This window comes from Bacillus sp. JHAA, from assembly GCF_036961585.1.
Taxonomy (GTDB): Bacteria; Bacillota; Bacilli; order Bacillales; family Bacillaceae; genus Bacillus; species Bacillus velezensis.
The window spans coordinates 37,553-61,593 of the sequence record NZ_JBAMDE010000002.1; the positions used below are offsets into that span (position 1 = coordinate 37,553).

The window sequence follows — 24,041 nt, forward strand, 5'->3', positions numbered from 1 at the left end:
GAAGGCAAGGTGCCGATTAGCGGTTTGCTTTATAAAGAATGGAAGCAGCGGCAGATGCTGCTGCTTCTTACAGCGGGGTTCTTAGCTATTTTAGGCCCTTTGGCAATTATAAATGAGTATTTTCACTATAAGGATTGTTTGAGTGCGCTTCATCAATATTCAGGTTCAGTTTGTACGTTCAGTATTGATTACAGCAATCGGAATTTGATCGGGCTGCATTTCATTCCTCCGGTTATGATGGGGCTTTTTCTGATAAGAGGAGGCCGGGCTGAAAGGATGTTTACACTGAGTCTTCCGTATTCGAGAAGCCGGATATTTCATACGAAGTTTTTCTTGGGAGCAGCCGTGTTAGCCGGCTCGCAGTTTGTTTCTTACGGAGTATCTGACATATTGTTTCTAGCGCTTAATCCTGACGCTGTCCATCATTTTCAATCGTTCAGCGCAGGGATGCTGGTCATCAGCTTGATGATTTATGCATTAGTGACAGCTGCCGGCACGATAACGGGCAATTTAGCGGCGCAGCTGATCACAGCGTTCACGGTTTCCGTCTTTCCGATCGTGGTTATGACGATTTACCTGTTAAACGCTGAGTTCCTTTTTGGCAGGCAGGCTGTGCCGGATATTGATTTCCCTTGGAGCGGATTTCTGATCTATTTCATGCCTGCCGCTTACATCCATACATCATGGATGTATTACATGAAACACGCATTGTTAATTTCCGCATTAATGGGATGTTGTTTCTATCTATTCGGTTATGTGAATTTCCTGAAAATGCCGAGTGAACGAAGCGGACATTTTATCCTAAGCAAACACATTGAACGCATCATTCAATTGCTCGTCATGTCGCTCAGTATGCTGGGAAGTGCGGGGGTATGCGGATATGCTTATAACGGTTCGTATACCGGTTACATATTCGGCATGCTTATCGGCGCGGTTATCGGGTTTTTCATCAGTTATTACTTCATCTATAAAAAAACGAAACAGATATAAGGGGGAGTGGTGTACGTGATAGAAGTACAGCATATTGATCATTCATTTAAAATCGGCAGGAAAGGCAGAGAGAGTGAGGTTCCGGTATTGAAGGATGTCTCTTTGACCGTTGAAAAAGGGGAAATTGCCTGTATCGTCGGTCGGAGCGGTTCCGGAAAATCAACGCTTCTGAATTTAATATCCGGATACATAGCGCCGACGAAGGGCCGTATCGTCATTAACGGCACTGATGTGACGGGCTTCAGTGAAAAAGAGTGGGCGCAGTTCCGCCTCGGGCATTTCGGCTTTATTTTTCAAAGCTTTCAGCTCATTCCGAGTCTGACAACCTATGAAAATGTTGAAATGCCGCTTGCCTTAAAAGGCGTCAAACCGTCTGAACGCAAGCAGAAAGTCGCGGACATGCTGAAACGGGTCGGACTTGAGAATCATGCGAATCATTATCCGAATGAGCTGTCAGGCGGCCAGCAGCAGCGTGTCAGTATTGCAAGAGCCCTGATTTTAAATCCGTCAATTATTTTAGCTGATGAGCCGACGGGAAGCCTTGATTCAGAAACGGAACTTGAGGTGCTTGCATTAATTCAGCAGCTGAACCGGGAGCGCGGGATTACATTTGTCATCATTACGCATGACGATGAAGTCGCTTCGATCGCGCATTCAAAATTCCAGCTGCATGACGGTGTATTAAAAGGGGGCGTTACTGTTGAGATTTAAGGATCAGATTCACTTTATCAGAAGAAATATGAAGAAAAACCGGCTGCGTGTTTTCATGACGGTGCTGGCGACGACAATGGCGTGCGCGTTTTTAGTGGTGCTGGCTTCCGTCGGATTCGGCATCCAAAAAACGATTACAGACATTACCATGAGCCAGCAGATTGTTACGGAAATCAATGTGCTCGGCCAAGAGAACGGAAAAGCCGTGAAGAAGTCAGACTTGGAAAAGTATAAAAATGTCAAGTCTGTCGTTGAAAGAACACAAGTGTATGAACCGAACAAAGCGTCATTGGGAAACCGAACAAATGAAGATTCAGCCATTGTGCTGACAAACATGAACGATGAAGTCAAAGCCAATATGGAGCTTGATCAGGGAAGAGTCGCCCGCACAGAGAATGAAATCGTGGTCGGCTATGATTTTGCGAAGAACCTATTGACGAAAAAAGAGGCTGACGCTTACGACAAAGAGTTAAATGATCACCAAGGCGACATGTCGGAGGTGAAAAAACCAAAAGGCTATACGAAAGACCTGCTTAATAAAACGATACAGCTGAGCATCTCCAAAACTAACAAAGACGGAGACGTTGAGAAAACGAAAACGTACGACTTTAAAGTAGTCGGAATTACAAAAAAACCGTCCCAAGATTGGATGGAGGATACAAATATTTTTGTGAGTGACCAATTCAAGAAGGACTTCTCAACATTCTTGGATCTGAAGAATGGAAATGCGGAAAAAAGCATCAATGTGTATGCGGACAAATTCGATCATGTCGATCAGCTTACCCATGACCTCACGGATGACGGCTTTTATGTCAGATCTGTCACAACCGAGCTGAAGGGCGTCAACACCTTTTTCCTCGTCTTTAAAATCGGCCTGATCTTTGTCGGCTTTATCGCCGTCGTGATTTCTGCCATCGGTATTTTCAATACGATGACGATGGCGGTGACGGAACGAACGCAGGAAATCGGGATTATGAAAGCGATCGGCGCAAGCCCGTCCATCATCCGCAGAATGTTCCTGATGGAAAGCGCCTATATCGGGATATTAGGTTCTGTCATCGGGATTATCATTTCTTACGGAGTGAGTTTTGCCGTCAATCTGGCTGTGCCGGTTATCTTGAAAGCGGTAGGGGGAAATACCGGAGCCGAAGATCTTCATTATACCTTCTCCTATATCCCGCTCAGCCTCGTTGTGATTGCAGTTGTCATTTGTGCGGGGGTCGCGGTGATTTCCGGTATGAATCCGGCCCGCAAAGCGACAAAAACCAACGTTCTGACTGCATTAAGAAGAGAACTGTAAAGGAAAAAAGCCGGCTGGACATCAGCCGGTTTTTCCTCTATCTATCAGAAAAGGGCGGATACCATGTTTCACATTTTGTTAATAGAAGATGATAACACTTTGTTTCATGAGATGAAAGAGAGATTAACGGGCTGGTCATTTGCGGTGCACGGAATAAAAGATTTCAGCCGGGTCATCCGGGAGTTTACCGAAATCAAGCCTGATTTGGTGATCATTGATGTACAGCTGCCGAAATTTGACGGCTTTCATTGGTGCAGAATGATACGCTCCCAATCAAACGTGCCGATTCTCTTTTTGTCCTCGCGCGATCATCCCGCGGATATGGTCATGTCGATGCAGCTCGGGGCAGATGATTTTATTCAGAAGCCTTTTCACTTTGATGTGTTAATCGCGAAAATACAGGCGGTGTTCCGCCGTGTGCATCAATACGGCACAGAACCGGCACTGATGAAAAGATGGTGCGGGGCGGTCATTGACACAGAAACCAACACGGTCAGCCGTAAAAACGGTTCGGTCGAGCTGACCAAAAACGAAATGCTGATCTTAAAACTGCTGGCTGAGCAGAAAAATAAAATCGTCAGCCGGGAAGAACTCATCAGAAGCCTATGGAATGATGAGCGTTTCGTCAGTGATAATACGCTGACGGTGAATGTCAACCGGCTGCGGAAAAAACTCGATCAATTAGGCATCGGGAAAATGATTGAAACCAAGGTGGGGCAGGGATACATCGCAAAGGAAGAAGACGGTCTTTATGATTAAATCATTTCTGCTCGAAAGAAAGAGCTGGATCGCGATGTTTCTTTTGCAGCAGGCTGTGCTCCTTTTTGCGGCATATATTGATCCGTCTATTCCGTTTCTTTCAGTGCTGTATTTCGTTTACCTATCGCTTCTTGTGTTTCTTGTATTTCTCTTGTTCCGCTATCGTAAAGAGACCGCCTATTATAAAAGCTTAAGAGAGTGGGACGCCAATTTAGACATGTCTTATCTGAAAGCGCCTGAAAGTCCGTTTGAGTCTATCGTTGAAGAAAGCATTGAAGGGCAGACAGAGCAGTTAAGAAAAAGCTCACTTCACCTTCAGGCGGCTTCAGAGCATGAAAAGGACGATCTGATGTCATGGATTCACGAGGTCAAAACACCGATGACAGCGATGCATCTCATGATTGAGCGTCTTGATGAACAGCCGCTGAAAGCCCCTTTGCTGTATGAATGGCTGCGGATTCACCATCTTCTGGACCAGCAGCTTCATCAGAAACGATTGTCCTTTATTGAAAATGATTTATCATTCCAGCGCATTCAGCTCAGGCCGCTCGTTTTCAAAGAAATTAAAAATCTGCAATCATGGTGTATACAAAAAGGGATCGGGTTTGACATTCAGCTTGATTCACCAGACGTTCACAGTGACGGAAAATGGCTTTCCTTCATCATCAGGCAGCTGTTAAGCAATGCCGTCAAATACAGTGAGGCGGATGACATTACCGTAAAAAGCTATGAACAAAACGGGCGGGTGCATGTGGATATCGAAGACCGCGGCATCGGCATCGAGCCCAAAGATCTTCCGCGCATTTTTGAAAAGGGATTTACCTCGACGCGAATGAGGCGTGATCACGCGTCAACGGGGATGGGCCTGTATTTGGCTCAAAAAGCCGCGGCACCGCTTCTTATCCAGATCAGCGTGCGCTCTGAGCCGGAAAGCGGCACGGTTTTTACCTTGGTGTTTCCGAAACAGAACGATGCCGTCAGCATGTTCAGCGTGTGACAAAAGTGTCACATGCTTTTCTCTTTTGTTCGCTTAATCAAACGAAAAAAACGGCTTCTGTTTTTTAAAATAGAGATAACCAATGTAAAAGGAGAATCAGAACGTGATGATTTTAGAAGCAGGCAATATCCAAAAAAGCTACGGAAACAAGCTGAATAAACAAGAGGTGCTGAAAGGAATTGATCTTCAGATTCACAAAGGGGAATTCGTCAGCATTATGGGCCCTTCGGGATCAGGGAAAACGACCCTTTTGAATGTGCTTTCCTCCATTGATAAAGTGAGCGCGGGCACCATTAAACTGAATGAGACGGAGATTACATCCATGAAAGAAAAACAGCTTGCCGAATTCAGAAAACGGCATCTCGGCTTTATTTTTCAGGATTATAATTTATTGGATACCCTGACCGTGAAAGAAAACATACTCCTGCCGTTATCCATTACGAAAATGTCTAAGAAAGAGGCGGACCTGCGATTTGCCGAGACGGCAGAGGAGCTTGGGATCTATGATTTGAGACATAAGTATCCGAGTGAAATTTCCGGCGGGCAAAAACAGCGGACGTCTGCCGCAAGAGCTGTTATTCACGAGCCGGGCATTATTTTTGCTGATGAGCCGACCGGAGCGCTCGATTCAAAGGCTGCCATGGATTTACTGAATAAACTCAGCCGTCTGAATCAAAAACGCCGCGCCACCATTGTGATGGTGACGCATGATCCGGTTGCCGCCAGCTATTCCGGACGTGTGGTTTTCATTAAAGACGGCCGTGTGTATACACAGCTGAATAAAGGCGGCCAGGACAGACCGGACTTTTTTCAGGATATTATGAAAACGCAAAGTGTATTGGGCGGGGTTCAGGCATGAGTATTCATCATTTGATCTTCCAGAACCTGAAAAAGAATTTGAAAAACTATTACCTTTACGTTTTTGCGCTGGTGTTCAGCGCCGCCCTTTATTTCGCGTTTGTCACGATGCAATACGATCCGGCGCTTGATGAAATGAAAAGCTCCATAAAAGGAGCGGCGGCAATCCGGGCCGCCTCTGTACTGCTTGTGGCGATCGTGTCGGTATTTCTTTTATACGCCAACACTATTTTTATTAAACGGCGCGGCCGGGAAATCGGCTTATTCCGATTAATCGGCATGACGAAAATGCACATTTTCCGCATACTCAGCACAGAAAATTTCATTTTGTATTTCGGATCGATTTGGATCGGTATTTTTGCCGGCTTTTCTCTCTCGAAATTATGTATGATGATGCTGTTTCATACAGTCGGTGTGAAAGCCTCTGTCTCACTGTTTTTTTCAAGCAAGGCGCTCGTTCAGACGTTAATTGTGTTCGGGGCGATTTACGTGCTGATTATGATGATGAATTACTTATTTATTAAACGGCAAAGCATTTTGTCTTTATTTAAAACCGCGTCATCGTCAGAAAGCGGCATAAGACGGCTTTCTTGGGTGCAGATGTCGATCGGCGTTGTCGGTATTGCGGCCATTATCGCCGGCTATGCCGTGTCCGCGGATTTATTCGGAGGCAGTTTTACGAGCATGAATGAACTGTTTTCGGCCATGGTGTTTATTCTCGGCTCGGTCATTATCGGAACCTATCTGTTTTATAAAGGTTCGGTCAGCTTTCTGGCAAATCTCATCCGGAAATCAAAAGGCGGGTATCTGAATGTCAGTGAAGTGCTGTCTTTGTCATCCATCATGTTCCGGATGAAGTCAAACGCCGTCCTGCTGACGATTATTACGACTCTTTCGGCGCTGGCAATCGGTTTGCTGTCTTTAAGCTATATCTCGTACTATTCCGCGGAAAAATCGGCTGAGCAAAATACAGCCGCGGACTTTGCGTTTGATAACCAAAAGGAGACTGACTCATTTACCGCTTTATTGAAGAAAAACGGAATTGAACACAAAGTGAAAACAATCAAGACCATTCAAGCCGGTGTCAATATGAAGAACATCATAAACGGCGATATGAAAAGCTTTCAACAAGACCCGTCCAGCTTGGCGCTGCCGATTATAAGCGAGAAAGACGCAGAAGGGACGGAGCTTTCTGACGGAGAAGCCGTGTTTACCGGATATAATGATATGATGAAAAGATTTCTCGACCTGAAAACGTCAGGTTCCATTGATATAAACGGAAAAACGGATAAAATACCGCTGACGTATAAGGGCTTGAAGAACGACTTCCTCCTGTCATATACATTTACAAGCGGAGGGCTGCCGACCGTTATCGTCACGCAGCAGGTATTTGATCGGATCGAGAAAGATATCGACCCGTCCATTCAGGGAAAATCAAATCGGTTTTTCGGCATTACACTCAAACGTGAAGAGGACATCCAAAAAGCTGATGGTCTGTTTCAGGCGCAGCACTATTCTGACGGCGCGCTTTCACAATTTGAAACGGCTGACACCCAAAAGAAAAACATGGGGCTGATCATGTTTATTGTCGGCTTTTTGGGGTTAACCTTTCTGATCACCTCAGGCTGTATCCTTTATTTTAAACAAATGGGCGAGTGTGAGGATGAGAAGGCTGATTACACGATATTGCGGAAGCTCGGCTTCACAACGGGGGATCTGCTGAAAGGCATCCGCCGGAAGCAGGCGTATCATTTCGGCATCCCGCTCGTTCTCGGGCTGTTCCACAGCTATTTTGCCGTTCAGTCAGGATGGTTTTTATTCGGAACGGAAGTGTGGACGCCGATGATCATCGTCATGGCGCTGTATACGCTGCTGTACTCCATCTTCGGCATGCTGTCGGTGCTATACTATAAAAAGGTCATTCAATCCGCCTTGTAAAACAAGTTGAGGAGCCTCCGCATAAGCGGAGGCTTTTTTGTATGAATAGAAGAAAGCGATTTTTAAAAGAATAGACATACGTCATTTTTTCGCGCGGGGGAGCCTTATGCAGAGATATTTTCAATTGAAATCTGAAACAGGAGCCTTTCATCTTTTTTCCAAGGAACACATTTTCACGCTGTTGATCATCGGATTGCTGGGGGCGGGCGTGATCGTATTCCGGAAAAAGCTCAACTACGGCCGGTCGAATCGCGTTTTCCGCTATGTACTGTTCATTTTCCTTGCCGTGTCGCAGATCAGCTATCATATATGGCTGCTTTGTCATCATGCCTGGTCGCTGAAAACAGCTCTGCCGCTGCAGCTGAGCGACCTTTCCGTCTATTTGGCAATGCTGATGGTCATGACAAAAAGCAAAAAACTGTTCGCCTTCCTCTATTTTGCCGGTTTGGGCAGCGCCGTACAGGCGATGGCAACACCTGATTTAGGGGCGTATTCTTTCCCTCATTTTCGGTACATCGTGTTTTTCGTCTCCCACGGCTGTGTTTTTCTTACCTGCCTATTCATGGCCGCTTCAGAAAGGTACAGACCGTCGGCGCGCGGACTGTGGGTGTCTGTGCTGATCGTAAATCTGTACGGGGCGTGTGTCTTTTTTATTGATCGTGTGCTGAATGCAAATTACTTATATTTAATGAAAAAACCGAAGACCGCTTCGCTTCTGAATGTTTTCGGACCTTGGCCGTGGTATCTTCTATCAATGGAAGCGGCGGTGATATTGAGCTTTTTCATTCTGTATATTCCGTTTTGGCTGCTGAGGAAAAGAGCATGAGGCCGGCCTGTTTTTGTGAATCCAATCATTTGTAATTTTTTCAACATTCCGGCATTATTTTTTTCAGATTCTGATGTTGAAAAAAGACGTCCGCGGCGATAGAATGAATGTGCTATGATAACGTGTTCGATACGGAGCCGCGGCTTGCGGTTTCCGTTTTTTCATGGGGTTTTTTATAGAGAGAGGGGGATCGGTATGCCGCGCGCTTTGAAGATATTAATCATCGGAATGTTTATCAATGTGACGGGCGCATCTTTTTTGTGGCCGCTGAATACGATCTATATTCATAATCATTTAGGGAAATCGCTGACTGTTGCGGGGGTGGTTCTGATGCTGAATTCCGGGGCCAGTGTGGCGGGGAATTTATGCGGCGGATTTTTGTTTGATAAAATCGGCGGATTCAAATCCATTATGCTGGGCATTATGATCACATTGGCAAGTCTTCTCGGACTCGTTCTGTTTCATCAATGGCCCGTTTATATTTGGCTGCTCATCATTGTCGGCTTCGGTTCCGGTATCGTGTTTCCGGCCAGTTACGCCATGGCGGGAGCGGTATGGAAAGAAGGCGGGCGGAGAGCTTTTAATGCGATTTATGTAGCTCAGAACGCAGGTGTCGCCGTGGGCTCGGCACTCGGCGGGATGGTTGCGGCGTACTCGTTTACGTACGTGTTTTTAGCCAATGCTATGCTGTATGTGCTGTTTTTCCTTATCGTATTTTTCGGGTTTCGAAATATCAAAACCCAAAATGCGAGCCAGGTTTCTGTTCTGGACTACGAGCCTGTCAGCAGCAGAACGAAATTTACGGCGCTTCTCATATTGAGCGGCGGGTATGTTCTCGGGTGGATCGCCTATTCGCAGTGGTCCACAACCGTTGCGTCACATACTCAAAGCATCGGTATGCCGCTTTCATTATACAGTGTGCTCTGGACCGTAAACGGAATATTAATTGTCGCCGGACAGCCTCTCATGGGAGCTGTTCTGAAAAAATGGTCCGGTGCGTTAAAAACGCAGATGGTCATCGGCTTTTGTATTTTTATCGTCTCGTTCGGCGTGCTTCTCAGCGCCAAGCAATTTCCGATGTACCTCACCGCAATGGTGATTTTAACCGTCGGAGAAATGCTTGTCTGGCCTGCCGTGCCTACCATTGCCAATCAGCTTGCGCCTAAGGGGAAAGAAGGATTTTACCAAGGATTCGTCAACAGTGCGGCGACGGGCGGCAGAATGATCGGGCCGCTCCTTGGCGGCGTGCTGGTTGATCAGTACGGAATGAGCGTGCTGCTGTTGATCCTGATGGTGCTTCTTGTTGTCAGCATCGCAGCGACGGTGCTGTACGACAAACGCCTGAAAACCGTTAATAAACAAAACGTCCAAGTGCGATGACGACATAAAAAAAATCCCGCTGTTTCGGCGGGATTTTTTTGTTTATACGACCGGAAGCACGTTGACGGCGTCCTTAACGTTTAAATATGTCTTTAATGAAGAAAAGCTGGCATCAAGCTGATTCATTCTCATGGCGAGGGTAGGCTTGATACCGGTGATAATCAATTCTGTGCCGATTAATTTAAGCAGGTGGTGCAATTTGAAAATCCGGTCTGCGGTCTGTTCGTTTACCTCGGCCAGACCTGATAAGTCTATAATTAAGTAATCATCTTTAGATGCGGTTAATATGTCTGTCAAAGTTGTCACAATTGAATCAAATCGTTCTTCCGTTAAGTTTCCCACTAACGGCAAAGCGGAGATGCCGTTTCGGATCGGAACAATCGGTGTTGACAGCGTCGTGATTTCTGTGAGGGAATCCTCAAGGAGCTTTTCGTATTCTTTCTGCTCTGTAATGTCTTTTTGAAAACCGACAAAATAGAGCTTGTCTTCAACATAAAGAGGATCAATGTTGAGTTCATTCCAAAACGGGGTGCCGTCTTTTTTGACGTTTTTCAGCCGCACCGTGATCTTTTCTTTCTGGGTTAAGCTCTTTCTGATTTTCGCGACTTGTTGACGGTCGGTTTCTTTGCTTTGCAGAAATCTGCAGTTCTTACCTAATATCTCTTCGGAAGAGTAGCCTGTCATATCCATAAATCCCTGATTTGTATATATGATGGGATTGTCCTCAAGAGAGGGGTCTGTAATCACCACGCCGATGCGTGCGTGATCAAGCGCCTTTTTGATAAGCTCCAGCTGCTCCAGTTTTCCGGATACATTTGAGTCAGCCATGTAAAACCCCCTTTTGGCCGTAAAGCTGCGCGCTTTTTCAGCCGTGTTTCTCCCCTTTTTAAATGAATCTACAGTAACCGTAGCATAACATATGTTCTGATTCAAGCAGCCGAAGTTTGCAATTTGTCATTCGGGCTTGTCCTCATATACACTGAATATATAAAGGGAAGGCACATCATCGCTAAGTAAGTGACTAGGTCATTGTCACTGGGTGAAAAATGAATCTAATGCATCAAGCTTACCGATCATGTGTTCACATATAATGGAAGAAACAAGCTTTTTACTTTCCTGCTCAATCGCCGGTATGTAGATATCGAAAATCATCGTATTCGTAAGGGGGCTGGATGGCCTGAAGTCGCTTTACTAAATAAGGGCTTTAGGAAGGTGATGAAGATGCTGCATCAGGTAATAATTGCTTGTGTAATTGGAGGAATCATGGGGGTTCTCGGTCATGTGAAAAAGAGAGGCAGGCTGGAGAAACCCAGAATGACAAAGCGGTTTATCTATCTCGGTTTTTTGGAAGATGGTTTTATCGGAATGGCTGCTTCCATCTTACTTGTCTTATCCGCTGACCCCGATTCAGGAATTCAACTCGTCATCTTATCCATAATCGCAGGCTACGGCGGAGAAGCTGTTCTCAGGAGCTTTGATTTTGTCAGAGAACAAAACAGTGATTCGGCCGAAGCAAAACCACACCAGCAAAAAAATCCTCCATCAAAATAATATCCCCGCTCATGACCCGTTCCGGGTACATTCCCATTGTATACAAACCTGCTTGCACTTATGAACAGAATTCTATAAAATACAGGTAAGATTACGGTAGCGATAAGAACAGTGAAGAGGAGCAGTAAGAAGCAGATTTTGCAATCAGAGAGTTGACGGCCGGTGCAAGTCAATCAAGTCTGTTTCCGAACTCGCCTCAGAGTTGCAGCGGCAAAACCGCTGACGCATAACTGCGTTAAAAGTATCAAGTGAGTGCGGCTCAAAACCGCGCTAACGAGGGTGGTACCGCGGGAAATAAAAATCTCTCGTCCCTTTTTGGGATGAGGGAGTTTTTTTAGTTTTAGAATAATCTGAATATAATCTTTCTCATCCCGTCAATACTTGGACTACATACGCCGTATTCAATCAGAAGGAGGTTTTTACGTTGAGTTTTCAGCATGAAAAAATAGAAAAGAAATGGCAGAATTACTGGTTGGATCATAAAACGTTCGCCGTCAGTGAAGAGAATGACAAGCCGAAGTTTTACGCGCTTGACATGTTCCCGTATCCTTCAGGAGCCGGCCTTCATGTCGGACATCCGGAAGGCTATACGGCAACCGATATCCTTTCGCGCATGAGACGCATGCAAGGATACAATGTGCTTCATCCGATGGGATGGGACGCGTTCGGGCTTCCTGCCGAGCAATACGCGCTTGACACGGGGAATGATCCGGCTGAGTTCACAAAACAAAATATAGATAATTTCCGCCGCCAGATTCAATCGCTCGGATTTTCATATGATTGGGATCGTGAAATCAATACGACTGATCCGGACTATTACAAGTGGACGCAGTGGATCTTCACCAAGCTGTACGAAAAAGGGCTCGCTTACGTAGACGAAGTGCCGGTCAACTGGTGCCCGGCGCTCGGAACGGTGCTTGCGAACGAAGAAGTCATTGACGGCAAAAGCGAGCGGGGCGGCCATCCGGTTGAACGCCGCCCGATGAGACAATGGATGCTGAAAATCACCGCTTATGCGGACAGGCTTCTTGAAGATTTAGAAGACCTTGACTGGCCGGAAAGCATTAAAGACATGCAGCGCAACTGGATCGGACGCTCAGAAGGCGCAAACGTCCATTTCGCGATCGACGGCACTGATGACACGTTTACCGTGTTTACGACAAGACCGGACACGCTGTTCGGCGCGGCTTATGCCGTACTGGCTCCTGAGCATGAGCTTGTGGAGGCCATCACGACGCCTGAACAAAAAGAAGCGGTAGACGCTTATGTTAAAGAAGTTCAGGCGAAAAGTGACCTGGAACGGACGGATCTTGCGAAAACAAAAACGGGCGTCTTCACGGGCGCATATGCCGTAAACCCTGCAAACGGAGAAAAGCTGCCGATCTGGATAGCGGATTATGTCCTCGCCTCTTACGGAACGGGCGCTGTAATGGCCGTGCCGGCGCATGACGAACGTGATTTTGAATTCGCCAAAGTGTTCAGCCTGCCTGTCAAAGAAGTCGTAAAAGGCGGAAACACGGAAGAAGAAGCGTATACGGGAGACGGAGAGCATGTCAATTCCGGCTTTCTGAACGGACTGAATAAAGCGGAAGCGATTGAAAAAATGATCGCCTGGCTTGAAGAAACGAAAAACGGTGAGAAAAAAGTGACATATCGTCTGCGTGATTGGCTGTTCAGCCGCCAGCGCTATTGGGGCGAGCCGATTCCGGTTATTCATTGGGAAGACGGCACGTCAACAGCCGTTCCGGCGGAAGAGCTGCCGCTGATTCTGCCGAAAACCGATGAAATCAAACCGAGCGGAACAGGTGAATCACCGCTTGCCAACATTAAAGAGTGGGTGGAAGTCACTGATCCTGAAACGGGCAAAAAAGGCAGAAGAGAAACGAACACGATGCCGCAATGGGCGGGAAGCTGCTGGTATTTCCTCCGCTTTATCGACCCGAAAAATCCGGATCAGCTCGCTTCACCTGAGAAACTGGATAAATGGCTGCCCGTTGATATTTACATCGGAGGAGCGGAGCATGCCGTGCTTCACCTTCTGTACGCGCGTTTCTGGCATAAATTCCTCTATGATATCGGTGTCGTGCCGACGAAAGAACCGTTCCAAAAGCTGTATAACCAAGGAATGATTCTCGGGGAAAATAATGAAAAAATGAGTAAATCCCGCGGAAACGTCGTCAATCCGGATGAAATTGTGGCGTCTCACGGAGCAGATACGCTCCGCCTGTACGAAATGTTTATGGGGCCGCTTGATGCATCTATCGCCTGGTCTGAATCAGGCCTTGACGGAGCGCGCCGCTTCCTTGACCGCGTATGGCGTTTGTTTATCGAGGAAAACGGCGAGCTGACGGGCAAAGTGACAGAAGGCGCAGGCGAAACTCTTGAGCGCGTCTATCATGAAACGGTCATGAAAGTGACAGAAAACTTCGAAGCCCTTCGTTTTAACACGGGCATTTCTCAGCTGATGGTCTTCATTAATGAAGCTTACAAAGCGAATGAACTGCCGAAAGAATATATTGAAGGTTTTGTGAAGCTGCTTTCTCCTATTGCGCCGCATTTGGCTGAAGAACTGTGGGAAAAACTTGGCCACGAAGGTTCGATTGCATACGAGGCTTGGCCTGCATATGACGAATCAAAACTGGTGGATGATGAAGTGGAAATCGTCGTCCAGCTGAACGGAAAAGTAAAAGCGAAATTAATGGTTCCGGCTGATGCTGATAAAGCAGCGTTAGAACAGCTCGCACAAGCTGACGAAAAGGTAAAAGAGCAGCTTGAAGGAAAAACGATCCGAAAAATCATTGCCGTACCGGGCAAGCTTGTCAATATCGTGGCAAACTGACCGGGCGAAGCCCCTCTCCTACAGAGAGGGGCTTTTTTATCAGGCCTCTATCATAGAAATTGCACCGCGGGCTTTGGTATACTTAACACCATAAAGATGAATGGGAGTGTCACACATTGAAAATAAATGAAATCAGCACAGCCGCACTGGAAGAAAAATTAAAAGCGGGAGAAGAGCTGTATCTGATTGATGTCAGAGAAGACGAAGAAGTTGCCGAAGGAATGATTCCGGAGGCCGTTCACATCCGCATGGGGGACATCCCTGAGAAGATGGATGCGTTAGACAAGGACAAGGAATATGTATTTATCTGCCGTTCCGGAAAAAGAAGCATGAACGTTTGTATGTATTTACATGAGCAGGGCTTCCGTACGGTTAATGTTGAAGGCGGCATGCTGGAGTGGGAAGGCGAAACAAAGCCGAAGAAATAACGCTTTGAAGTGAAAGAAGAAAAGGGACGTGCGTCTTTTTCTTCTTTTTTTATAAAAAAACGGGAGGCGAATCAGGTGAAACCGATGATCCGCGCGATGAAAACAAACGATATCAAACAGGTCCGGCAAGTCGCAGAACGAAGCTGGCATCATACGTATGAAGGGATTATTCCCAGACACATTCAGGATCAGTTTCTCGAATCCGCCTATCAGGATGAGATGATGGAACGCCGGCTCTTGCATTCTCTGTTCTTTGTGGCAGAAGAAGAGGGGCGAGTGCTCGGTTTTGCAAATGCCACCCCGGTTCAAAAAGACGGAAATGCGGAGCTGACCGCCATCTATATTGACCCGGATTGCCAGGGAAACGGGATAGGCACGGCACTCCTTAAAGAATGCATCAGGCAGTCCGGCGGGGTAAAAAAGCTTTATGTCCATGCAGAAAAAGAGAACCGCATTGCCTTATCCTTTTATCAAGCGAAAGGGTTTCAATGGGTATGTGAATTTGAAGAAGACTTTAAAGGACACACTTTACAGACGGTCAAACTGGTACTGAACATATAAAAGCATCCGGCCCGCCCAGGACCGGAACGCGAATGATCAGTGATAAGCCGGAAGCCGGTCTTTGTGCGCTTCAAATAAGTCATCGCACAAAGAGATGATGTCATTCATGGAAAGCTCGGCGCTCGTATGCGGATCAAGCATGGCCGCCTGATATACGGCTTCCTTTTTTAATGTAACGGCCGCTTCGATGGTTAAAAGCTGTGTGTTAATGTTTGTTCTGTTGAGCGCCGCGAGCTGCTCGGGAAGTTCGCCTGAATAGCACGGCATAATGTGGTTTTTGACGGCTGTGCAAGGCACTTCAACGACCGCTTTCGCCGGCAGATTCGGTATCAGCCCGGTATTCAGCACATTGCCGCCGAATGTGAACGGTTTGCCCGTCTCCATCGCTTCAATAATTCTCGAACCGTATTCTTTTGAGCGTTCATGCGTCAGGTTTTGGTTGTTGATGATGCCGTCTCTCATCGTTTCCCAATTGTTGATTTGTTCCGCGCATCTCCTCGGATATTCATCAAGCGGGATTTGGAGTTCATCTATCAGCTCAGGATACCGGCTTTTTATAAAATACGGGTGATATTCGGCATTATGCTCAGATGATTCCGTTACGTAGCAGCCGAATTTATCCATCAGCTCAAACCGCACCATGTCCTTATGTTTCGTCTTTTGTTTTTCGCGTGCCCGTCTTTTAATTTCAGGATATAAATCAATTCCGTCTTTTTTAATCTCCAAAAGCCAAGCCATATGGTTGATGCCGGCAATGCGTTCTTCCGTCCCTTCGTGATCCATGCCGAGTGAGTCAAACAGATCTTTGGTACATACCTGGACGCTGTGGCACAGGCCGACCGTTTTGACATTTGTATGTCTGAGCATCGCTCCGGTCAGAGAGGCCATCGGATTTGTATAATTTAACAGCCACGCATCCGGGCAGACCTCTTCCATGTCTTTTGCGATGTCAAATAAAACGGGGATGGTGCGAAGGGAACGGAAAATACCGCCTATTCCGACGGTATCGGCAATCGTCTGGCGGAGACCGTACCGCTTCGGGATGTCAAAGTCAATGACCGTCGCGGGTTTATAGCCTCCGACCTGAATGGCGTTTATCACATAGCCGGCGTGTTTCAGCGCCTGTTTTCGGTCATCGTAGGAGATGATGGATATACTCGTATTGTAGCGGTCTCTCATGTTTTCCAGCATGAGCTGGGATTCTTTCAGCCGTACAGCGTCAATATCATAAAGCGCGAATTCAAATCCGTTTAATGCTTCAGTCAGTAAGCAGTCCCCCAATACATTTTTGGCGAAAATCGTGCTCCCCGCTCCGATAAACGTAATTTTCTTCAACAGAAATTCCTCCCTTTTCTTCTCAGCCTTTGACCGCCCCGGAGGACAGCCCTGAGATAAAATATTTTTGAAGCGCCAAAAACAATACGACCATCGGCAGCATCGCCATGATCGCGGCTGCGGCGACTAAGTGAAGATTGTTCGCGTTTTCGCCGAAAAATCCCGCCATGGCCACGGTCAATGTCTGCACCTTTTGATCTTGTAAAAAGAAAATCGCAAATTGGTAATCGTTCCAGATAAACACGCAGGAAATTATGCAGACCGTTGCGGTAATCGGTTTCAACAAAGGAAACACGATTGTATAAAAAGTCCTGATCAATCCCGCGCCGTCCATCCTGGCGGCTTCCTCAAGCTCTTTCGGAATGGAAGAGCGGATAAACCCTGAATATAAGAAAACGGTCAGCGGCATATATGCAGCCGTATTAATGAGAATGGCTGCGGCATGCGTATTGATCAGCCCCGCATCAGCGACCATCTTGTATAAAGGAACCATGGAAGTCAAAGGCGGGATGATCATGATTGAAATCAAAAGGCCGAAGACGATTTTGTTCAGCTTTGTATTTCTTCTAGCGAGCGGGTATGCGGCAAGCGAACCCATGAAAATTAACAAAGCGGCGGAAACGGCTGTAATGATGATCGTGTTCAGAAAGGATTGCCCGAGAGAGGCACGTTCCCATGCTTCACGAAAATTCTGAAATGAAAAGGCGGATGGCAGCGACCATTTTGAACTGTAGTCACCTTTTGCTTTTAATGACGTGGTCAGCAAAATATAAAAGGGGACAATATGAACGCACGAGATAACGGCTGCCAACAGCGTAAAAATCCGCATTCGGGCTGTTTTCATGACATTTCCGTCTCCTTTCGCTTGAAATACACGAGAGCCGAAAAACTGATGACAAGAATCATGACGGACATAAACACGCCTTGGGCGGCGGCATATCCTGCATCCTGCCGTTTAAAATATAAATCATACATAAACGTTGACATCGATTGAGAGGAATTGCCCGGCCCGCCTGCGGTCAGCGCGAAAATGACATCAAACAGCTTCAGCCCGCCGATGATATTGATGACCATGTTGATGGTGACAGCCGGCATCAATAAAGGCAGGGTGATGGTGAAAAACGGCTGAAGACCTCCCGCGCCATCCATTTTTGCGGCTTCGTAATAATCTTTCGGAATGCTTTGCAGCCCCGCCAAATATACAATCATCGCAATGCCTGCGTATTGATACGTGTTAATCATGACGATAATCCACGGGTTTGCCGCAGGGCTTGCCAAGGCGTTGACAGGACCGATTCCCAGTGCGCCAAGCACATCATTCAGCGCACCCCCGTCATATGAGAAAATAAAATACCAAATGTATCCCATAATCAGCGGACTGATAATGACGGGCAAGTAGACGATCGTTCTTGTGAGCGCCTTCATTTTTAAGCTCTGATTCAAAAGCAGCGCATATAAAAGTCCAAGCATATTCTGAAAAAAAGTGCTTCCGATGCCGTAAAGCAAAGTGTTTTTCACAACAAGCCACGTGTCCGGATCTGTAAAAAGCCTTTTATATTGAGTAACCCCCACCCATTGATACGTCTGTGAGAAGCCGTTCCAGTTTGTAATTGTGATAAAAGCGCCTTTTACAAACGGAAAAATCATGAAAATAAAAACCGTGGCAAGGGCGGGAACGTACATCCACCATAGTGACGCGGATTTTACCGGCTTTTGATGTTGAAATCCTTGGGTTTCTCTTGCAAGATCACTCATTCTTTTTCAGCTCCCCGTGAATCAGATTGAAGCCGGAGCCGCTTATATTCCCTGCCGAGTTTCGCTGAAACTTCAGCGGGGGTTAAGATATCGGCCATCAGCTCCTGCCCGGCTGTTCCCATCACATCCCACATTCCGTTCGGCAAATAAAGGCGGTCAAAATAAGGCTGCACCTTAATATGCTGATAGCGCTTATAGTCATTTGCGTAGAAAATGTCCGTTTGCACATTCACTAATCCGGCCGGAAGCGAGGTCGCTTCGGCAATTGATTTTGCATGCTCGGGTCGGGCCATAAATGCGATAAACTGTTTCGCTTCTTTAAGCCGCGGGGAATCCTTGAATGCCGCCAGCGTGTAACGTTCGCCTCCGATCCAAACCGGCGCGTCTCCCTTGTGGACGGCCGGGGTCGGTATGATGCCGACTTTTACCTTCGGATTGATTTGAGCGACATCTTGGCCGAGAGTGCCGCCCTGCAGCGTAAAGGCGATTTTGTTTTGCGCCATCAGTTCAATGAGCTGGGACCGTTTCGCCGTCACGGCATCTATATTGAGCAGGTTTTCCTTTTGCATCTCTTTCAGTTTGTCAGATAAATAGGTGAAGTGTGTCCAGCGGAAGGTTCCGTTTAACAGTTGTTTTTTGTAACGGTGTGCGGGATCTGTGATGAGAAGCGGTGCGGCGAGTTGATCGTAATATTGGGCAAATGAGCTTTTCTCATAGCCGGCAAACCAGAAGGGGGTGACTGTTCCGCCGCTTTTTTCTTTAATCTGTCTCAATGCCTTCATAAAATCATCCATTGTTTCCGGCGGTTTTATTCCGTATTTTTCCAACAACGTACGATTGTAGGCCAGTCCGTCCTTTGCCTGATTCAGAGGGAAGGCGTATATTCTGCCTTTGGCGTCTTTGAGCATGCTGTTTAAATTCGGATCGAGCCGCTTCGTCCAAGACATGCCGCTGAGGTCGGCGGTATATTCTCCGTAGCGGATTTTGGCCCAGCCGTGTGTGTCGAAAAGATCGGGCATATCACCGGCCGCCATTCTGACCCTCATCATATTTTCGTAGTCATTGCCTGGGAAATGAACGTTTACTTGAATGTCCGGATGTTCTTTTTGGAATGAATCAGCCAACTTTCTGAATACGGAGCGTTCGCTGTCTGAGGATATGGTGGAATAGACTGTCAATGTTTTCTGCTTTTCTCCGGCGCCGCTCTGTTCTGCCGAGCAGCCGGGAAGTATCATGCAAGTAAAAGAAAGAAACAAAGCCAGTAAGCGTTTCATCTTTTCCTCCTTTAAATATGATATAAACGCTGCGGGACACGTCACCTCCTTTCTTGTGAGCCGCAGCTTTGTCTGACAATCAATGAAGTGGGGAGCGTCACGGCCAGCGGGACGGTTCTGCCGTTTAAACGGTCGAGAAGCAATTTGACACCCGTCCGGCCCATCTCTTCCGTGTATACTTTTACCGTTGATAACGGCGTGCTGGCGTATTCTGCCTCATCAATTCCGTTGAAGCTGACAACCGCCGTATCGCGCGGGACTTGAAGACCGGCTTCCTGCAGGGCTTTTAAAGCGCCGACAGCCATCGAATCACTTGCGATAAAAAAGGCATCGGGGAGACTTCCGCCTTTGATGGCTTCATTCATCAGCCGGAACCCTTCGTGCATGCTGTATTCGCCGATCAGTACATGCTCCGGCTCGGCGCCGGCCATTTGTAAGAAAGCGGTCAGACGCTTATCCTCAATCGTTTTATTGCTGTTTACACCGTCTATGACGGTATGCTCCCGCTCTCGGCCGCCGATATAACCGAGCCGCTGGTAACCGAGCGACAGAAGATGTTCTATCGCCTTTTGCGCTGCGGCATAAAAATCCACGCTGACGGAATCGTAGCGGGCGGGATCGGGGGTGCCGTTAACAAATACCGCGTGCCTGAAAGCGGCGCTGATATTCGTAAGCGCCTCGTCTTGCAGGCTGCCGATGACGATGACGCCGTCCAGTTCGTGAAACATATGCTCTTGAAAAGAACCGAGATGGATAGAAGATGTGATAAAAACTTTTTGCCGAAAGCATTCTTCCTCAATGCCTTTTCGGATCGCCGAAAAATAAGGATCCTGCCGTTCTTCTTCCGGTGACAGGCAGCTGACAACGCCGATCAGGGGCGCTGAATCGCTGCGGCTGCGGTTCTTCCGTTTTTTTGCCGACGGCTGATAGCCCAGCTCATCGGCGATCCTCAGAACTTTTTCTCTAGTTTCATCAGTCACGGCCAAAGAGTCATCCTTATTCAAAATTCTCGATACTGTCGCGCTGGATACAGATGCCTGTAAGGCAATATCTTTGAGACGGACCATTTCGCATCTCCTTTTTACTAAATATTTACTAAACAGAAATGACCTGGTTATTGTTAAAATGATATTATCATACGAGAGTAAGCGTTTTCAACAACTATTTTCGGTTACTTTTAGTAAAAATCAGTAAAAAAGAAAATCTGTTTTTCTCTATCATATTTCAATTGAACCGGAATAAATTGATAGAGAAAGGAGAGGGTGATGTGCTGAAGATAGCTGTTTTTGATGAGGAGCATGAAAAGGATCTGCAGACTGAAGTCAATACATTTTTAAAGGGGATTTCTGATGAACAGCTCGTTGATATTAAATATACGGTAGCGGCGGCCTGTGATCCTGAAGGTGAGCAGCTTTATTGTTTTTCCGCTCTCATTTTATACCGAAAATAAAGAAGCCCGGACGAAATGCCGGGCTTCGTTGTTCATTATGCTTTTTTGACGCGGGGACTTCTTGGTTTTTGGTATTTCTCCGCTTGCTTGATTCCTTTTCTCTCGCTCGCTAATGACTTGTACAGAGACACGATCATCAGAAGGATCACGACTGAAAACGGAACCGCGGCGAGAATGGCCGTGTTTTGCAGTGCGGCCAGACCGCCGGAATATAATAATACCGCTGCCACGGCGGACTGGATGATGCCCCAGATGATTTTCACCCGGTTTGACGGGTCTAAAGAGCCGTAAGACGTTTGCATTCCAAGCACAAATGTCGCTGAATCCGCTGATGTAATAAAGAATACAGCGATCAGAACAAGCGTTAATACGGATGTCACCATTGTCAGCGGATAGTGGCTGAGTGCGCCGAACAGCATCGTATCCGTTGACATTCCCGCGACATTGAATACGCCTTTCTGCTGAAGATCCATCGCGGATACACCGAAGATCGCAAACCATAAGAAAGCCAATATACAAGGTGTCACCAATACCCCGATTAAAAATTCCCGGATCGTCCGGCCCCTTGATACACGGGCGATAAAAATGCCGACAAACGGCGACCAGGATATCCACCAGGCCCAATAGAAAATGGTCCAGCTGTTAATCCATTCGCGCTTTTGAGGATCATTCGGAGACAAGCGAAAGCTCATCTGCACGATATTTTGTATGTATTGGCCGATAGAATCGGTAAATGAGTTCATAATCAGCACCGTCGGGCCTGCAATGAGCATAAAGATCATTAAAATAGCCGCGAGCGCCATGTTGGTATTGCTTAAGTATTTAATCCCTTTGCCGATTCCGCTCCACGCAGAAATCAAAAATAACACGGTCACGACAGCGATCAGGATCAGCTGAATGGAAAATGTTTTCGGAATGCCGAATAAATAATGCAGACCGCCGTTGATCTGAGTCGCTCCGAGCCCTAAGCTTGTCGCCACACCGACAACGGTCGCAAACACGGCGATACAGTCAATCGCTTTGCCGATCGGCCCGTTTACTTTATCGCCCAAAAGCGGTGTCAGTGTGCTGCTGATCAAACCGGGCGCGTCTTTTCTGAATTGAAAATATGCGATACATAAAGCGACAACCGCATAGATGGCCCAAGCGTGCAGCCCCCAGTGGAAAAATGTGTACCGGAGCGCATCACGAAATGCTTGGGGCGTTTCTGTTTCACCTGAGGGAGAGCTGATGGCGTAATGGCTGATCGGTTCCGCAGCCCCGTAAAATACCAAACCGATTCCCATGCCCGCGCTGAAAAGCATGGCAAACCATGATAATAAGCCGAATTCCGGTTTTTCCCCGGGTTTTCCGAGTTTTATTGTGCCGATCGGACTCACAATGAGAAAGAGACAGAAACCGACAAATATAGAAACGACCAGCAGATAATACCAGCCGAAAGAATCCGTAATAAATTTTTGTGCCGTATCAGTGACTTGCTGCAGGCTGTCAGGAGAAATGGCCCCCCATAAAACCGCAGCGGCTGTGATGACAATCACAATCCAAAAAACACTGGAGATGTTCTTCTTCAAACGTTCTCACCCTCTGACTATTTTTTTCAATACGCCATTTTGTTTTAGTATGGTCGTACGATTGCAGATCATTCCTTTCTTCCTATTCCCTCAATCAGGTGAAACAAAACGCAGAAAACTCTATCATGTTTTTGGTCAATTATCAACGGGGACGCTCAGGTAAATGCGCTTTAAACCATTTAGAGCGAGCGTGAGAAACGTCCTGCATTCAAACCGGCGAGACGCCCTGTGACAAAGGCTGAAGTGATATTGTAGCCCCCGGTATAACCGTGAATGTCGAGTATTTCTCCGCAAAAATATAAGCCTTCCATTTTTTTAGACGCCATTTGTTTCGGCTCAATCTCTTTTACGGAAACACCTCCGCCTGTGACAAACGCTTTGTCCAAAGAAAGCGTTCCGTCAGCGGCAACCGTAAATTGTTTGCAGTCTTTGACAAAAGCCCTGAATTGATCCTTCGGCAGTTCCGTAAAGCTTGTCTGCGGATCAAGACCGTTCCGTTCCAGAAGAAAAAGCAGGTACCGTTCCTGCATCCACGGCTTCAGCGCATTTTTGAGCGCTTTTTTCGGTGCGTCTTTCAGTTCCTTGTGCATCTTTTGAAATAACTCTTCCTCGTTGATGCCGGGAAACAGATCGATGCGGAGTTTGACCTCTGGCTGCTTTTTCAGTTCTTTGACGACAAACTGGCTGCAGCGGAGAATGGCGGGGCCTGACAAGCCGAAATGGGTAAACAGCATGTCCATCACGTGTGTGACGATTGGTTTGCCTTTTTTATTCAGGACGCTGACGGCCGCGTTTCTAAGAGACAGCCCCTGAAGTGTTTTTTGTTTAATAAACGGTTCTGACGACGTAACCGGCACTTCCGTCGGAAAGAGTTCGGTCACGGTATGACCGGCCGCTTCCGCCCATGCATAGCCGTCTCCGGTGCTGCCGGTATGCGGGACTGATTTTCCGCCGACCGCGATAATGACGGCGTCTGCGTTAATGTGTTCGTCATTGTTTGTCGTAATGCCCGCTGTCCTGCCGTTCTCGTACCGCACTTCTTTGATTTTTTCATTTGTGCGGATGGTGACGTTCAGTTGTTTTAATCGGTTCAAAAGCGCATCGACAACGCTTTGCGCTTTGTCCGTCACCGGGAACATGCGCCCGTGGTCTTCTTCTTTCAGCTGAATGCCGAGTTTTTCAAAAAAGGCGATGATATCTTCATTATTAAATTCGGAAAACGCGCTGTATAAAAAGCGGCCGTTGCCGGGGATGTGTTTGATGATTTCTTCAACGGGGAGGCGGTTGGTCACGTTGCAGCGCCCGCCGCCGGAAATCGCCAGCTTCCGTCCCAGCTTGTTTCCTTTATCGATTAATAATACGTCCGCGCCTTCTTCGCCTGCCGCAATCGCAGCCATTAAACCGGACGGACCGCCGCCGATCACAATCACGTCATAATGTTTCATCTTTCATCAACAACTTTCTTTTTCACGTATAATAGGCGGAAATGTCCGCTTTCTGCTATTATAGCGAAAGAAA

Annotated in this window: 22 protein-coding genes and 1 other annotated feature; of the genes, 14 read left to right on the forward strand and 8 right to left on the reverse strand. The window is 47.0% G+C overall.

Features of this window, described 5'->3' with window-relative positions:
• Positions 1–9: 9 nt before the first annotated feature.
• From V7728_RS04080 to V7728_RS04120, 9 genes are all read left to right on the forward strand, one after another.
• Positions 10–990 (forward strand): ABC transporter permease ytrC, encoded by a 981-nt coding sequence (locus V7728_RS04080; protein ID WP_038459571.1) that lies wholly within the window; start codon positions 10–12, stop codon positions 988–990.
• A gap of 15 nt (positions 991–1,005) precedes the next feature.
• Entirely contained in the window at positions 1,006–1,701 is a 696-nt protein-coding gene (locus V7728_RS04085; protein ID WP_007408816.1) for an ABC transporter ATP-binding protein, read from the forward strand.
• Positions 1,691–3,001 carry an ABC transporter permease gene (locus tag V7728_RS04090; RefSeq protein WP_015240422.1) on the forward strand — a complete coding sequence of 437 codons (1,311 nt, stop codon included), beginning with the start codon at positions 1,691–1,693 and terminating at the stop codon, positions 2,999–3,001. The genes V7728_RS04085 and V7728_RS04090 overlap by 11 nt, the downstream gene beginning before the upstream one ends.
• Positions 3,002–3,064: 63 nt before the next feature.
• Positions 3,065–3,760: a response regulator transcription factor gene (locus tag V7728_RS04095; RefSeq protein ID WP_014305616.1), complete on the forward strand. Its 696-nt coding sequence runs from the start codon at positions 3,065–3,067 to the stop codon at positions 3,758–3,760.
• On the forward strand, positions 3,753–4,757 hold the full coding sequence (locus V7728_RS04100; protein WP_099567027.1) for a sensor histidine kinase: 1,005 nt from the start codon (positions 3,753–3,755) through the stop codon (positions 4,755–4,757). The genes V7728_RS04095 and V7728_RS04100 overlap by 8 nt, the downstream gene beginning before the upstream one ends.
• Positions 4,758–4,860: 103 nt before the next feature.
• Positions 4,861–5,616 (forward strand): ABC transporter ATP-binding protein, encoded by a 756-nt coding sequence (locus V7728_RS04105; protein ID WP_007408812.1) that lies wholly within the window; start codon positions 4,861–4,863, stop codon positions 5,614–5,616.
• Entirely contained in the window at positions 5,613–7,553 is a 1,941-nt protein-coding gene (locus V7728_RS04110) for an FtsX-like permease family protein (protein ID WP_099567026.1), read from the forward strand. Before V7728_RS04105 ends, V7728_RS04110 begins: the two co-directional genes overlap by 4 nt.
• Positions 7,554–7,659: 106 nt before the next feature.
• Entirely contained in the window at positions 7,660–8,379 is a 720-nt protein-coding gene (locus tag V7728_RS04115) for a YwaF family protein (protein WP_099567025.1), read from the forward strand.
• Between the two features lie 195 nt (positions 8,380–8,574).
• Positions 8,575–9,759, forward strand: coding sequence for an MDR family MFS transporter (locus V7728_RS04120; protein WP_015240418.1), 1,185 nt, complete (start codon positions 8,575–8,577; stop codon positions 9,757–9,759).
• Between the two features lie 42 nt (positions 9,760–9,801).
• Here the strand turns inward: V7728_RS04120 and V7728_RS04125 are convergent, their stop codons facing one another.
• Entirely contained in the window at positions 9,802–10,587 is a 786-nt protein-coding gene (locus tag V7728_RS04125) for an STAS domain-containing protein (RefSeq protein ID WP_025285140.1), read from the reverse strand.
• Between the two features lie 387 nt (positions 10,588–10,974).
• Here V7728_RS04125 and V7728_RS04130 point away from each other — a divergent pair, with 387 nt between their 5' ends.
• The 4 genes from V7728_RS04130 (at position 10,975) to V7728_RS04145 (ending at position 15,138) form a co-directional block, all read left to right on the forward strand.
• On the forward strand, positions 10,975–11,310 hold the full coding sequence (locus V7728_RS04130) for a DUF4257 domain-containing protein (RefSeq protein ID WP_015418038.1): 336 nt from the start codon (positions 10,975–10,977) through the stop codon (positions 11,308–11,310).
• 102 nt (positions 11,311–11,412) lie between these two features.
• Positions 11,413–11,626: a binding site (T-box leader), on the forward strand.
• 108 nt (positions 11,627–11,734) lie between these two features.
• Positions 11,735–14,149 (forward strand): leucine--tRNA ligase, encoded by a 2,415-nt coding sequence (gene leuS, locus V7728_RS04135; protein WP_038459560.1) that lies wholly within the window; start codon positions 11,735–11,737, stop codon positions 14,147–14,149.
• Positions 14,150–14,265: 116 nt separating this feature from the next.
• Positions 14,266–14,577 (forward strand): rhodanese-like domain-containing protein, encoded by a 312-nt coding sequence (locus tag V7728_RS04140; protein ID WP_003152299.1) that lies wholly within the window; start codon positions 14,266–14,268, stop codon positions 14,575–14,577.
• An 84-nt stretch (positions 14,578–14,661) separates the two neighbouring features.
• Positions 14,662–15,138: a GNAT family N-acetyltransferase gene (locus tag V7728_RS04145; RefSeq protein ID WP_079891821.1), complete on the forward strand. Its 477-nt coding sequence runs from the start codon at positions 14,662–14,664 to the stop codon at positions 15,136–15,138.
• Positions 15,139–15,174: 36 nt separating this feature from the next.
• On the opposite strand, the gene melA is transcribed toward V7728_RS04145, so the two are convergent.
• The 5 genes from melA to V7728_RS04170 are packed head-to-tail and all read right to left on the reverse strand — an operon-like array spanning position 15,175 to position 20,569.
• The gene (gene melA / locus V7728_RS04150) at positions 15,175–16,473 is read right to left on the reverse strand and encodes an alpha-galactosidase MelA (RefSeq protein ID WP_007408804.1); all 1,299 of its coding nucleotides are present in this window, start codon (positions 16,471–16,473) and stop codon (positions 15,175–15,177) included.
• A gap of 22 nt (positions 16,474–16,495) precedes the next feature.
• Complete coding sequence (locus V7728_RS04155; protein ID WP_007408803.1) at positions 16,496–17,317, reverse strand: carbohydrate ABC transporter permease; 822 nt, start codon at positions 17,315–17,317, stop codon at positions 16,496–16,498.
• A complete protein-coding gene (locus tag V7728_RS04160) occupies positions 17,314–18,228 on the reverse strand; it encodes a carbohydrate ABC transporter permease (RefSeq protein ID WP_099567024.1) in 915 nt (304 codons plus the stop codon). Before V7728_RS04160 ends, V7728_RS04155 begins: the two co-directional genes overlap by 4 nt.
• Entirely contained in the window at positions 18,225–19,502 is a 1,278-nt protein-coding gene (locus V7728_RS04165; protein WP_099567023.1) for an ABC transporter substrate-binding protein, read from the reverse strand. Before V7728_RS04165 ends, V7728_RS04160 begins: the two co-directional genes overlap by 4 nt.
• Positions 19,503–19,543: 41 nt before the next feature.
• The gene (locus V7728_RS04170) at positions 19,544–20,569 is read right to left on the reverse strand and encodes a LacI family DNA-binding transcriptional regulator (RefSeq protein ID WP_038459551.1); all 1,026 of its coding nucleotides are present in this window, start codon (positions 20,567–20,569) and stop codon (positions 19,544–19,546) included.
• 200 nt (positions 20,570–20,769) lie between these two features.
• On the opposite strand from V7728_RS04170, the gene V7728_RS04175 reads away from it, so the two are divergent.
• Positions 20,770–20,952 carry a sporulation protein Cse60 gene (locus tag V7728_RS04175; RefSeq protein ID WP_003152309.1) on the forward strand — a complete coding sequence of 61 codons (183 nt, stop codon included), beginning with the start codon at positions 20,770–20,772 and terminating at the stop codon, positions 20,950–20,952.
• 35 nt (positions 20,953–20,987) lie between these two features.
• On the opposite strand, the gene opuD is transcribed toward V7728_RS04175, so the two are convergent.
• Positions 20,988–22,523 carry a glycine betaine transporter OpuD gene (opuD, locus tag V7728_RS04180; RefSeq protein ID WP_007613202.1) on the reverse strand — a complete coding sequence of 512 codons (1,536 nt, stop codon included), beginning with the start codon at positions 22,521–22,523 and terminating at the stop codon, positions 20,988–20,990.
• A gap of 179 nt (positions 22,524–22,702) precedes the next feature.
• The gene (locus tag V7728_RS04185) at positions 22,703–23,968 is read right to left on the reverse strand and encodes an NAD(P)/FAD-dependent oxidoreductase (RefSeq protein ID WP_007408798.1); all 1,266 of its coding nucleotides are present in this window, start codon (positions 23,966–23,968) and stop codon (positions 22,703–22,705) included.
• Between the last annotated feature and the right edge of the window lie 73 nt (positions 23,969–24,041).